This window comes from Rossellomorea sp. QJM3NY_18 (assembly GCF_056173145.1).
The window spans coordinates 2,935,846-2,949,737 of record NZ_CM149659.1; the positions used below are offsets into that span (position 1 = coordinate 2,935,846).

Annotated in this window: 10 protein-coding genes; 2 read left to right on the top strand and 8 right to left on the bottom strand. The window is 45.5% G+C overall.

From position 1 onward, the window contains the following. The first annotated feature begins 169 nt into the window (after positions 1 to 169). On the top strand, positions 170 to 1,972 hold the full coding sequence (locus AC0VXY_RS15215) for an SH3 domain-containing protein (RefSeq protein ID WP_475525726.1): 1,803 nt from the start codon (positions 170 to 172) through the stop codon (positions 1,970 to 1,972). A 50-nt stretch (positions 1,973 to 2,022) separates the two neighbouring features. Here AC0VXY_RS15215 and dtd read toward each other — a convergent pair whose 3' ends face one another. From dtd to AC0VXY_RS15255, 8 genes are all read right to left on the bottom strand, one after another. Then, positions 2,023 to 2,466 (bottom strand): D-aminoacyl-tRNA deacylase, encoded by a 444-nt coding sequence (gene dtd, locus AC0VXY_RS15220; protein ID WP_475525727.1) that lies wholly within the window; start codon positions 2,464 to 2,466, stop codon positions 2,023 to 2,025. Positions 2,467 to 2,479: 13 nt separating this feature from the next. Further along, positions 2,480 to 4,669: a RelA/SpoT family protein gene (locus AC0VXY_RS15225; protein WP_475525728.1), complete on the bottom strand. Its 2,190-nt coding sequence runs from the start codon at positions 4,667 to 4,669 to the stop codon at positions 2,480 to 2,482. A 242-nt stretch (positions 4,670 to 4,911) separates the two neighbouring features. Then, positions 4,912 to 5,424 carry an adenine phosphoribosyltransferase gene (locus tag AC0VXY_RS15230; protein ID WP_475525729.1) on the bottom strand — a complete coding sequence of 171 codons (513 nt, stop codon included), beginning with the start codon at positions 5,422 to 5,424 and terminating at the stop codon, positions 4,912 to 4,914. Then, a complete protein-coding gene (gene recJ, locus AC0VXY_RS15235; RefSeq protein ID WP_475525730.1) occupies positions 5,415 to 7,778 on the bottom strand; it encodes a single-stranded-DNA-specific exonuclease RecJ in 2,364 nt (787 codons plus the stop codon). The genes AC0VXY_RS15230 and recJ overlap by 10 nt, the downstream gene beginning before the upstream one ends. A 324-nt stretch (positions 7,779 to 8,102) precedes the next feature. Continuing rightward, on the bottom strand, positions 8,103 to 8,438 hold the full coding sequence (locus AC0VXY_RS15240; protein WP_435990032.1) for a LapA family protein: 336 nt from the start codon (positions 8,436 to 8,438) through the stop codon (positions 8,103 to 8,105). A 15-nt stretch (positions 8,439 to 8,453) separates the two neighbouring features. Next, the gene (locus tag AC0VXY_RS15245; RefSeq protein ID WP_475525731.1) at positions 8,454 to 9,380 is read right to left on the bottom strand and encodes a cation diffusion facilitator family transporter; all 927 of its coding nucleotides are present in this window, start codon (positions 9,378 to 9,380) and stop codon (positions 8,454 to 8,456) included. Positions 9,381 to 9,484: 104 nt separating this feature from the next. Then, positions 9,485 to 11,749 carry a protein translocase subunit SecDF gene (gene secDF / locus AC0VXY_RS15250; RefSeq protein WP_475525732.1) on the bottom strand — a complete coding sequence of 755 codons (2,265 nt, stop codon included), beginning with the start codon at positions 11,747 to 11,749 and terminating at the stop codon, positions 9,485 to 9,487. Positions 11,750 to 11,880: 131 nt separating this feature from the next. Then, the gene (locus AC0VXY_RS15255; RefSeq protein ID WP_475525733.1) at positions 11,881 to 12,201 is read right to left on the bottom strand and encodes a post-transcriptional regulator; all 321 of its coding nucleotides are present in this window, start codon (positions 12,199 to 12,201) and stop codon (positions 11,881 to 11,883) included. 125 nt (positions 12,202 to 12,326) lie between these two features. On the opposite strand from AC0VXY_RS15255, the gene spoVB reads away from it, so the two are divergent. Then, positions 12,327 to 13,877, top strand: coding sequence for a stage V sporulation protein B (gene spoVB / locus AC0VXY_RS15260; RefSeq protein WP_475525734.1), 1,551 nt, complete (start codon positions 12,327 to 12,329; stop codon positions 13,875 to 13,877). Positions 13,878 to 13,892 lie beyond the last annotated feature (15 nt).

Here is a 13,892-nt window from a genome sequence, read left to right on the forward strand (position 1 = left end):
GACCTCACGTATATTCATCCTTTCAAAAACATTCCTACCTTTATCATTTCCATTTACCTATTTTTCTTTCGTTTTAGAGGGATTTTATTTTTTTTATCGTATTAAAACCATAAGGATTTCTTCAGGAACACCCCTTTTTCTAAAAAAATTGACAGATGGTGTTCAACACTTGAGCAGGAAAATCCGATATTACTATGGGTGTTTGTATTTCTTACAGGAGGTGACGAAGATTAAGAAAGTAATCACATCAATGTTGATTGTACTCTTGATGTTCCAGGTGCAGCCCTTCACGGATCAGGCACAGGCTGAAACCGGAAAGGTCACGATCAGTGTTTCCACCCTTAATGTCCGCACAGGACCGGGACTGAGCTTCCCCGTTTTGACAACAGTACATAGAGGGGAAGAGTACAAAATAGTAGAGACACAAAAGGATTGGTATAAAGTCGAAACAAATAGTGGCGACGGCTGGGTGGCCGATTGGCTCGTCACAGTGGAAAAGACTGTCTCCGATGATTCATCCCCTCGAGAAGGTCAGGTGAACACAGACGGTCTCCGCGTCAGAAGTGGCCCAAGCACTTCAGACGACGTCGTGACGGTATTACAAAATGGAGATACGGTGAAAGTTACGAAAGAAGATAGAGACTGGCTGAACATTGAATCAGGAAGCACGAGGGGATGGGTCCACCGTGATTACATAACGGGAACAGAAGCCGCCCAAGAGAAAAAAAAGGTAACCCAAAAAGGGATCATCACCGATGACGCTTTGAATGTTCGAACATCACCATCCCTGCAGAGCTCCATCCTTGGGGTATTGAATAAAGGAGATGAGATAGAGGTGACCGGAAGTGTTTCCGGTTGGTATGAGATCCGATTCGGCGATGAGATTGCATGGATCAGTGATTCATACGTAGAGTTCTCTACAGGTTCTGAAGAAGGTGAAACAAGCCCATCCGAAGAGGAATCATCCTCCACTGGAGACATGGTCGGGATCATTTCGGTACATGGTCTCAATGTTCGGGATGAAACCTCCCTGAACGGCCGAATTGTCGGTAAGGTATCCAAGGGTGAGAAATTCAAATTGTTAAAAGAGAAAAATAATTGGTATCAAATCAAGCTCCCGAATGGGGAAAAAGGATGGGTTGCCGGATGGTATGTTCAAAAAACAGTGACTGCCGCCTCCCATTCAAGTAACAGCTCAAATGAAAACATCACGATTCTATACAACGGTACAAATATTCGCAGCGAAGCAAACACCCAGGCAAGTGTCGTCAAACGAGCAGCAAGTGGAGAGTCTTTTCAAGTAAAGAGTAAGGATGGAGACTGGTATGAGGTGGAATTAGCCGATGGCAGTGCTGGTTTTGTAGCCGGCTGGGTCGTTTCGGTCCGCTCTGCAGCAGGTGAAAACACGACGCCTGATCATAAAAAAAGCGGCGGTCTCGAAGATAAAGTGATTGTGATCGATCCCGGACATGGAGGAAGGGACAGTGGTACTACGGGAGCAAGTGGTACACTTGAGAAGCTCCTTACCATGAAAACCGGTGAACTCCTTGCCGAAAAATTGAAAAGCGCAGGGGCAAAGGTCAAGTTAACAAGAAAAACCGATGAATATTTATCTTTACCATCAAGGGTATCATTATCTCATTATAATCAGGCAGACGCCTTTATCAGCATCCACTTTGACAGCGTTATGGATTCTTCCATTACAGGTCATACGACTTACTACTATCAGAACCAGCAAAAAGAGCTGGCAGAGGAGGTCCACGAGAGTCTCTCGGATCGATTACCCACCTCGGACCGTGGTGTCCGTATCGGGGATTATCATGTCATCCGTGAAAACAACAGGCCAGCCGTCCTTTTGGAATTGGGATTCCTCAGCAATCCATCAGAAGAAGCCAATGCGAATACTCAGTATTTTCAAGATTTGGCTGCGACGGCCATCTATCATGGGCTGAGTGATTATTTCTCAGATTGATGTCCATTCAAATAAAAAGGCTGATTCCGCTACTGGAATCAGCCTTTTTATCAGGTTTTACTCTCGATCAAGAGTGTAACAGGACCATCATTCGTCAGATTCACATCCATCATCTCACCGAATACGCCTGTTGCTACCCTCACTCCTTTTCCCTCGAGAATCTCATTGAAAGAATCATAGATCACTTCTGCATGCTCGGGTTTGGCCGCATTCATGAAATTCGGCCTTCTTCCCTTTCGGACGTCGCCATACAGGGTGAATTGGGAAATCGATAGAATCTCCCCTCCCACATCAAGCAGGGAATGATTCATCTTTCCTTCATCATCTTCGAAAATGCGAAGATTCACAACCTTTTCTGCCACATAACGGGCATCTTCCTGTGTATCTTCATGGGTGATCCCTACAAGCAGTACAGCGCCTGAATGGATTTCTCCCTTTACTTCTCCATCAACAGTGACGAAGGCTTCTTTACTTCTCTGCAGTACAACCCTCATAAAGAAATCTCCTTTAGTTCATGATTCGTCTTACAGCATATACATCTGGTATCTGTTTGATTCTCTCTACCACTTTGTGCAAATGGGATATGTTTTGAATCGAAATGGACATATTGATGGTGGCCACTTTGTTCCGGTCCGATTTTCCACTCACAGCCGATATATTCGTCTTCGTTTCATTCACCGCCTGAAGAACTTCATTCAGGAGTCCTCTGCGATCATAGCCGGAGATTTCAATATCGACATTGTATTCTTTGCGGTCATTTCCGTCGCTTTCCCATGAGACGGGAATGAGGCGCTGTTCCACTTCATCCGCCATCACATTGGTACAATCCGCACGATGGACTGAAACGCCGCGCCCCTTGGTAATGAAGCCGACGATTTCATCCCCTGGAACCGGGCTGCAGCAGCGGGATAACCTGATAAGGAGATTATCGATCCCCTCTACCTGTACACCTGCATCTTTTTTCCGCTTGACGGGTTGAGCATTCAATTCCTTCATCGTTTCTTCCAGATTGTCTTCCTGTTCCCGCTTCTTTCGGTGTTTTTCCGTTAAACGGTTGGCGATTTGAGCGGCTGTGATCCCGTTATACCCGACGGCTGCATACATATCATCCTCGTTGGAGAAATTGAATTTCTCCGACACTCGCTTGATGTTTTCGGGATTGAGGATTTCCTTCACATCGAAATCCTGATTCTTTATTTCTTTTTCGACCAGCTCACGGCCTTTTTCAATATTTTCTTCCCTGCGCTGTTTCTTGAAGAACTGCTTGATTTTATTCTTTGCCTGGGAAGTCTGGGCAAGCTTCAGCCAATCCTGACTAGGACCATACGAATGTTTGGACGTAAGGATCTCGATGATATCCCCCGTTTTCAGCTTGTAATCAAGAGTGACCATTTTCCCGTTGACCTTTGCACCGATCGTTTTGTTGCCGATTTCCGAGTGGATCCTGTAGGAAAAGTCGATGGGAACGGAGCCTGATGGCAATTCCAATACATCTCCTTTAGGCGTGAATACAAAGACCATATCGGAAAACAGGTCGATTTTAAGAGATTCCATGAATTCTTCAGCATTGGCCGATTCATTCTGAAATTCTAATATTTCCCTGAACCAGGATAGCTTTTTCTCGAACGAAACAGGTTCATTGGCTTCTTTTCCTTCTTTATACGCCCAGTGTGCCGCAACCCCGTATTCAGCGATTTGGTGCATTTCAAGAGTTCTGATCTGCACTTCCAGTGGGTCGCCTTTAGGACCGATGACCGTCGTATGAAGGGATTGGTACATATTCGGTTTCGGCATGGCAATATAATCCTTGAACCTTCCGGGCATCGGTTTCCAGCATGTATGAACGATTCCGAGTACAGCATAGCAGTCCTTGATGCTGTCTACTACAACACGTACGGCAAGGAGGTCGTAGATTTCATTGAATTGTTTGTTTTGCAGGGCCATCTTACGATAGATGCTGTAAATATGCTTCGGCCGTCCAGATATTTCAGCCACGATTTTCACGTCGCCCAGCTTATCTTTCACTTCATTGACGACTTCCTCTAAATATTGTTCACGCTCGGCACGCTTTTTCTTCATCAAATTGACAATACGATAATATTGTTGAGGATTTAAATATCGGAGCGACGTATCTTCCAATTCCCACTTGATCTTTGAAATTCCCAACCGATGGGCCAAAGGAGCGAAGATTTCAAGTGTCTCATTTGCTATTCTCCGCTGCTTCTCCTGTGGTAAATGTTTCAGGGTTCTCATATTATGGAGGCGGTCTGCCAATTTAATTAGGATGACCCGGATATCCTGAGCCATCGCTACAAACATTTTCCGGTGATTTTCAGCCTGTTGCTCTTCATGGGATTTGTATTTTATCTTTCCAAGCTTCGTGACCCCATCAACGAGCATGGCCACTTCGGCATTGAACGCTTCTTCAATTTCACCGAGGGAAATACCCGTATCCTCCACTACATCATGAAGAAACCCTGCAGCAACGGTTGCCGGATCCATCTCTAGATCCGCCAGTATCCCTGCCACCTGAATGGGATGGATGATGTAGGGTTCACCAGACTTACGGTATTGCTCACTGTGGGCATCCCTTGCATATACGTATGCCTTCTGGACCATTTCAACATGCTCATCATTTAAGTATGCTCTTGTTTTATCAATAACCTGTTCCGGGGTTAGTACTTGATCTTTAGCCATGATCAAAATCACCTTTGTATTTTAATATAGTTCACGATTGTTCGATTTTAATGATTGTTACTATTATCAAAAAAAAAAGAGCTTCTGTAAAGGGTTTAGCAGAAAATTCTCAGAATCCATCTGATTTTGTCGATAAATGTCGATTCTATTCTTCTTGAAATTAAAAAAATAAGGGCTGACACTTTAACCAGTTGTCAGTCCCTTATTTCAGTATATCACAAAGTCAGTTTTAATAATCGAATTTAGTATTGCATTAATGTCATTATATCATAGTTCTCAAGTTTGTCGCGGCCGTCAAGGTACGTAAGTTCAATTAAGAACGCAGTCCCTGCAACGATTCCACCCAGTTCTTCCACAAGCTTGATCGTTGCTTCGATCGTTCCGCCGGTTGCCAGTAAATCGTCCGTGATCAGAACACGCTGGCCGGGCTTGATGGCATCTTTATGGATGGTCAACGCATCTTTACCGTACTCAAGGCCGTATTCCTTCTGAATCGTTTCACGTGGTAATTTACCAGGTTTACGGACAGGGGCAAAGCCTATACCGAGTGCATAAGCGACTGGGCATCCGATGATGAATCCACGGGCTTCAGGTCCTACAATCAGGTCAATCTGCTTTTCTTTTGCATATTCAACGATTTGGTCTGTAGCATATCTATAAGCATCACCATTATCCATAAGGGGTGTGATGTCTTTAAACTTAATCCCTTCTTTTGGCCAATTCTCAACGATTGTAACATATTGTTTTAAGTCCATGCTTCTACTTCCTCCTCAATTGTAACAGACTCTTCTATCCTTTCATTAAACCAAGTCTTCAACTCTTGATAGGAAGAATATAACAATTCGTTTTCGAGTTCGTATTGTTGTTGTTTCTTCTGATATGTTCGAGATTCAGAAAGATCTTTCTTGGTTTTCTCAGGATTAAGAGAAATAAATCCATTGTCTATTGTAACAAACTTCAAATCAAAAAACACCTGTGACATAAAATCGATTGTTTCTTTTGACCAGCCTTTATATTTGGCCAGGTCATCGCCATGCTTATTGACATCGAACGATCCCCGTTTGGTTAAAAATCCATAGTACCATTTGAAATGGTCCCGGGTCGGCATTGTACTGAAGAAATGATCTTCCTCCTGGAAGAAATGAGCATAGATCCGATGAGGACGCCCCTTCTTCAAAAGCTCTTCAAGTAAAGGCTTGGAATTCGGCAGATCCAACAGCACAAGGCTTGCTTTATCCGTTGATAATCCATCAAGCGTCGAGCTTTCCTCCAAGAGGATGACCTCCTCTTTCGGCAGGTTCAGTTTGTCCAACGTGGATGAATGAAAACAAACCATTTTCTTATTTTCTTCAGGGATGAGTCCGTTCCACTTATGGACCTGCTTAATTCCCCTCACATCAAATAATTGCCAATGATCGATTTTCACATCATGTAAAAACACCTGAGGCTTTTTGCGGTTGTTCCACTCATTGATGGATAATTCACCAATGACGGACGCATTTGAAAATGGCGTCATGTGATCTGCCAATTCACCGAGTCCGAAGCCTACACCGTCTAGTTGGACTCCTTTGTCTTCTAAAACGAGCTTAAGGTGATTTTGTGCAGACCCGATTTTTTTATAGTGCTCGATGCTCACATGATCGATGATCCACTTAGGCTTTGGATTCTTCATCCCAAAAGGTGCCAAAAGCTGAAGCTTTTCAATGGACTCCACAGAGATTTCGTCCACTGTCACGGGAGCATCGAGTTGTGTGACCGGGATGAAGTCTTCCGGTGTCAGATCCGTCCCGGCCAGTTCATTTAACTGGTTTCTCAACTGAGCTACATCGTCCAATTGCAGCGTCATGCCCGCAGCCATTGGGTGGCCACCGAAGTGGGGAAGGATATCCCGGCAGGTTGAAAGGTTTTTGAATAAATCAAATCCTACGATGCTTCTCGCAGACCCTTTCGCCGTTCCTTTTTCCAAGTCGTAGCTAAGCACGATGGTCGGACGGTAAAACCTGTCCACCAGACGTGAAGCCACAATGCCGACCACTCCGGGATTCCAGCCTTCCTTTCCGATGACAAGTACATGGTTATCCTTCAATGGAAAATCTCTCTCCACCATCTCAACGGCTTCCTCGGTCATTTGAGCGACGATTGCCTGTCTCTCTTTATTCAAGCCGTCAATTTCTTCCGCCAGTGCCTTAGCCTCTTCGTCATCTTCAGTAAGCATGAGATCGACGGCCGGATCGGCATCACCTAAACGACCAACGGCATTAATCCGTGGAGCGATCATGAAGCCGACCGTCTCTTCGGTGATTTCATGCTGCTTCGCATTGGCGATTTTACATAAAGCTTTAATCCCCAACCGGTTTGAAACACGAAGTTCGGCAAGACCCCGTTTAGCCAGAAGGCGGTTTTCCCCTCTCAAGGGAACGAGATCCGCAATGGTTCCAATCGCCGCAAGATCCAGTAAATGACTTGGCAGCTCACCATAAAGGGCATGGGCCAATTTAAATGCAACCCCTACACCGGCAAGTTCTCCAAATGGATATGCTACTTCTCCCACCTTTGGATGTAGGAGAGCATACGTTTCCGGTAATTCGGGTCCAGGTTCATGGTGGTCTGTAATGATCAGATCGATCCCTAGCTCTTTCGCGAGCCTGGCTTCGTTCACGGCAGAGATTCCTGTATCGACCGTGATGATGAGTGAGAATTCCTCATCCTTGGCCCAGCGGAACGCCCCCTCATTGGGTCCATATCCTTCACTGAACCGGTTCGGGATATAAAATTCCACCATAGCCCCCAAATCTCTCAGTACGGTCATCATGACCGATGTACTGCTGACTCCATCTGCATCATAGTCACCATAAACGAGAATTCTTTCCCCGTTCTCAATGGCTTTGTGGATCCGTTCCGTTGCTTTCTTCATATCTTCAAATAAAAATGGATCGTGAAATGAGTCGCCTGAATCAAATAAAAAATTCCTGGCTTCTTCGACATCATCCAAGTCCCGGTTTATCAATAATTTCGCTACAAGCGAAGGTACTTTTAGTTCATTTGCCAATTCTGCTATTTTATGTTCATCTGTTTCTGTCAATGTCCAACGTGTTTTTGATTTTAACATACGTTCACCCCTCAGCCTTACTCATTATACAAAAGTGAGGGGGTTGTTTCAATCTAAATGAGACCCTGATAAAAAGATGGGGAAAAATGGTGAGGGGACGTCGTCTCTGATGTCCCTCGGTTGAAATCCAGCCGTTTTTTGTGAAAAACCAGCCGATATCGTGAATAATCCGGCGGGTTTCCGCCATTATCCAGCCGTTACGGTTAAAAATCAGGCCGAAATCTAACTAAATTCAGCCAAATGACTTTTTCATACAAAAATAACCGACGATAGGCGTCCGCACAAAAACAAAAAAAGCCCGGCGGCAACAGCCACCAGACTCATTTACTCCCCTGCTTCCCCTACTGAATCCGGGGCTCGTTTTTTTAACGGGATATCTTCGGTTTTTTCTTTATGCATTCCCTCTGTCTGTTCCCTCAATAACATATTTTCTTTTTCAAGGGATTTAACCCTCCGCTGGACGACGAATAATCGGAACAGCCCTACGGAACCGATGATGATACCACCCATCAAGACAGATCCGAGAATAACTAATATAAGAGGCCAGTCGGATTCACCGAACAGATAATTGACGGTGACCGGATCGACGTTGATGACTGCGAAAATCGATACCACCAGCGCAAAGAAAATACCTAATAATAGAGTCCATTGAAACTTCATGAGACTTCCCTCCCTTTAAGTTAAGTCTATTTGATCATCACTTTCTTCAGAAGCAGGATTGAATGGATTGATATGTATAAAAACATCATTCACATTCGATTCTCCCAAGAGCTTTTCTTTGACTCTCTTCCCGACGCGATGACCTTCCTCTACTGTCATGTAAGGATCGACACTGATTTTCAAATCGATGATGACGTAGTGTCCATGTTCCCTTGCATGAAGCTCATTGATTTCTTTCACTTCCGGGACGGTCTCCACAATTTTTCGGAAAGGCAGTACATCCTCGTCATGCATAACGTGATCGAGGGTCGTATGTATGGATTCCGCTCCCAGATGCCAGGCCATCCTGAGGACAAGCAGGGAAACGAATATTCCTGCAACAGGGTCCGCATAAACAAGCCAGCCGATATCGAACTTCCCGCCAAGGATGGAAGCTGAAATCCCGACAAGTGCTGCGATGGAAGAGAATACATCCGAACGATGCTCGTATGCATTCACGATCAATGCATCACTCTTTAACCTTTTACCCAACCGATATTTGTATTGAAACATCGCTTCTTTCACGATGATGGAGAAAATGACCGCATAAATCGCAATCGCTGTCGGCGGGGTGAGAGGGTGAAAAAAGGATTCAATCGATGATTTCCCAATTTCGATCCCCACAAGGAACAACAGTACGGCCACGATGATGGCCGCAATGGACTCCGCCTTTCCGTGACCATAAGGATGATCCTGGTCAGGGGGCTGCTTGGCAGCACGCAAACCGATAAAGACAGCAAGGGATCCTGCTACATCCGATGCAGAGTGAACCGCATCGGCAATCAGCGCCCTACTATTCCCCATGATACCGGCCGCCCACTTTATTACCGCCAGTACAATATTGCCCACCACACCGATCATGGCGGCAAATTCCGCTTTTTTAAAACGATCCTCATGATTCATTCGCGTCGCCTCCCTTATGACTTCTATTAGTGTAACCCAATGGCGTAAAAAAACAAAAAAAGACAGGTCCGGGAAGAAATACTTCCCGGACCTCTTGATGGTTATTATACTTGCGGTTCATCCGACCACGTTTTCTTTTCTTTTACGGTCTTGATGGTTCCTTTTTTCTTCAGTTCTTTCTTCTTCATCACGAGCCATACCTGGGAAGCGATGAATACGGAAGAATAGGTACCTGAAATCAACCCGACCAATAAAGCGATGGAGAAGTTACGGATCGACTCACTTCCGAAGATCATGAGTGCAATGACCGTGAACACGACAGTCAATACTGTATTGACTGAACGGCCCATCGTCTGTCTGATACTTTGGTTCACTACCTCTTCAATGTCTTTATCGGTCTTCAAACGGCGTTTCTTATGAAGATTCTCCCGGAGCCTGTCAAAGGTAACGATCGTATCATTGATCGAATAACCGACAATCGTCAGGACGGCTGCAATGAATGTGATATCCACTTCGAGCCTGGTCAAGCTGAAGAATGCAATGATAAAGAATGCATCATGCATAAGGGCAAGGATTGCTCCCAAAGCCATTCTCCATTCGAAACGGAGTGTTACGTAAATAATGATCCCGATGGAGGCAATCGCCAAAGCAATCATGGCGTTCTTTGCGAGTTCCTTGCCGATCACAGGAGATACGGTACTGATACTCGGTTCAGCTCCATAAAGCTCGTTAAAGTGATCTTTCAACTTTGCGATATCGTTCTTATTCAAGTCATCCGTGTAGCGGACAACGGCGATGTTTTCTTTATCACCCGAAATGACGACATCTTCAGAAGGCAGTTTTATTTCTTTCAGTTCATCTTGGACCTGTTCCGTCTTCAGGCTCTGATCAGCCAGGATTTCCATACGGGAACCACTGACAAAGTCGATTCCAAGATTCAGTCTGAAGATGGCCAGAATGATGATCCCCGCCGTGAGGAGTACAGCTGAAAATGCGAAAAACTTCTTACGCTGTCCAGCAAAATCAAATCGGTCGAAGCGGGTAGGCAGATCCAGCGTATCATAATTCTCCGACAGATCCTTGATTTCGGATTTTTTCACACCGAACCAGCCCGGCTTTTTATTAAAGATGCGGCTGTGGACCCAAAGGCTCATTAATAGACGCGAGCCCCATACCGCCGTGATGAAGCTTGTCAGGATACTGACGATCAGCATCGTCGCAAATCCTTTAACCGAGCTATTTCCGTAGAAGAATAGAACAGCAGCGGCAAGGATCGTCGTCACGTTGGCATCCAGGATCGTTAAGAAGGACGATTTGTTACCGGCCTGGAATGCAGAGCGTATCGGCTTCCCGACCCGCATTTCTTCTTTGATCCGTTCATACGTGATGATGTTCGCGTCAACCGCCATACCCACACCAAGGATGAGGGCTGCGATTCCCGGCAGCGTCAGGACCCCGTTCATCATATCGAAAATCAACAGAATCAAGTAAATGTATACTGAAAGGGTGATCGTGGCGATCAGTCCAGGGAAACGGTAGTATGCAATCATGAATAAGAAAATGATGGCAATCCCGATGATCCCCGCAGTCACTGTCTTATCCAATGCCTGCTGACCGAATTGCGCTCCCACTGAAGTTGAATATTTCTCCTCCAGTTTGACCGGAAGTGCCCCGGCATTTAGAAGGGACGCAAGATTCTGTGCCCTCTCAACCGTGAAGTTCCCTTCAATGATGACTTCATCCGAGTTGATTGGCTTTCTTACCGCCGGGTCGGAGATGAATTTCGGGTCTTCCTTCCCTACTTCAGCTTTGTAAGAATCTTTCCCTTCCTCGAAATCCAGCCAGATAACAAGCTTGTTCTGTGGAGCCATAGCAGAAATATCTTTCGTTAATTCATAGAATTTCGAGCGATCTTTTAATTTTAATGAAACGATTGGATTATTTTTGTCATCAAACGTTTGCTTCGCAGAATTGGATGCAAGATCCGATCCGTCCAGACGGACTTTATCGTTTACGTCACGGAACGTCAGATTGGCTTGAGTGGAGAGGATTTCCCTTGCTTCGTTCTGGTCCTCGACACCAGCCAATTGAACACGGATGCGGTTCCCGTCTTCGATTTGGATATTCGGTTCACTGACACCCAATACGTTAATACGCCTGTCGAGTGCATCGGCTGTATTAGCAACGGTCTCTTTCGTGATTTCCTGGCCTTTTTTGATCGGCTGAACTTCATAAAGAACTTCAAATCCGCCCTGTAGGTCCAATCCCAGTTTAATGTTATCTACAATACTCTTCGTTGTTCCTCCCATAGTACCTGCAAGCAATACCACAAGTATAAAGAAGGCAATGATTCGGCCGCGCTTTACCATTATGTATAGATCCTCCTTGCCGTTTTAAAAAACCATGCGAACTATGTGCTTCAAAAAGTAATATAATTCCTAAATTCTTCGGGCATTCTCATTATCTATGAGAAAGAAATGACTGTCAATTTCTTTTCAGGCTATTTTCCATTCTTATTCGGGCGAAGAAGCTCGTTCAACTCTTCTTCATTCACTTCTGCAAACCAATTGGGAGACCTGTACGCTTCGATCGTTTCAAAACTCATATACTCTCCAGGCTTGACCGTCAACACATCACTCACTAACTGAAAGAGCTTTACATCCACTTCAGGCTTCTTCCATTTCTTCTTCGTTAAGTAGGACCATAGGCGGCCAGCGTCTGCCTTTCCGTATCCAAGAATTTCAAATTCTTCTACTTTGCTTACAAGCGCTGGTACTAATGATTCATAAAAACGATCGTAAGGATGCTGATTTTTCTTCATTCCCCGTCCACCCCATTTGAGCTATATTCAGCCCGAATTGTTCACTACTTGTCATGCTTTGTCCACCCTTATGCATATACATCATTGTATACGATAATACCAATTTTGAGAAGGCAGGGAATTTTATGTCAAAATTTCTGAAAGGCACCATGATCTTAATGATGGCCGCCTTTATAACCAGGATATTAGGGTTCGTGAACCGCATCGTCGTTGCCAGATTCATCGGAGAAGAAGGTGTCGGCCTTTTCATGATGGCTTTCCCTACCCTCATACTCGTCATCACCATCACTCAACTGGGGCTCCCTGTAGCGATCTCAAAAAATGTGGCCGAAGCAGAGTCAAAGGGAGATATCCGGAAGGTAAAAAAAATATTGGTGGTCTCCCTTTCCATTACCATGGGGCTATCCCTCATCTTCACCCCGGCACTCATCCTGCTCGCGCCCTATTTAACAGACGTCTTATTTACGGATGATCGAATTTACTACCCATTGGTGGCCATTGCCCCGATCATTCCGATCGTGGCGATCTCTTCTGTGATCCGCGGCTACTTCCAGGGAAGACAGAACATGAAACCTTCCGCTTATTCCCAAGTCATCGAACAGGTGGTCCGCATCACCCTGATTGCCGTATTGACCAAAACTTTCCTTCCTTACGGGATTGAATACGCAGCAGCCGCTGCCATGGTGGCGTCGGTTCTCGGGGAACTCGCCTCCCTACTATATTTGTTCGCAAGTTTCAAGTTGAAGAAAAAATTCAAGATCAGGCGCAACTTCTTTACCTCGATCAAGAATGGCCGGGAAACCTTTAATGAACTCATGAGTGTGGCCCTGCCGGCGACTGGCAGCAGGATGATCGGGTCGATTGCATGGTTTTTTGAACCGATCGTGGTGGCAAACAGCCTTGCCATCGCCGGGGTGGCAGCTGGGATGGCAACGAAACAGTATGGTTCCTTGACGGGATATGCCCTTCCCCTCCTGTTCCTTCCATCATTCGTGACCCTTTCATTATCGCAATCTCTTGTCCCGGCCATTAGTGAAGCCAACTCTCAAAAAAATTTCGCCTTAATCGAACACCGGCTTCAGCAGGCCCTAAGGTTCTGTTTAATCACCGGTGGGATTTCCGTCGTCATCCTCTACGTTTATGCAAAGCCGCTCATGCAGGTCATGTACGGGAATGAAAACGGAGCAGGTTTCTTGATGATCATGGCCCCTTTCTTTTTATTTTATTACTATCAGGGGCCATTGCAGGCCGTGCTCCAGGCGTTGAATCTGGCAAGGGCCGCCATGATCAACAGCCTGATAGGTGCCGTGGTGAAGACCGGTGTCATCTTTGTTCTCGCTTCACAGCCGGCTTTTGGCATCAACGGTGCGGCTCTCGGGATTGTCACCGGGTTCCTGCTCGTGACCCTGCTTCATTTCATGACCATCCTGAAATATATTCCGATGACGATTTATGCCAAGGATTACGTGAAGACGGTCTTAGTCCTGTTGATTACCGGAGTATGGGGGCACTTTTCTTATCTTTATTTAGTTGATGGTCAGTCCACCGTTTTCCGCTTGCTATTCGGCGTCCTGACTTCGACGGCGCTTTACACCGTGCTCTCCATCACCCTCAAGCTCATCGTGAAAACCGACCTTGTCAGGATCCCGTTCATCCGGCGATTCATCACTCCATAGTCTCCCCAAATAAAA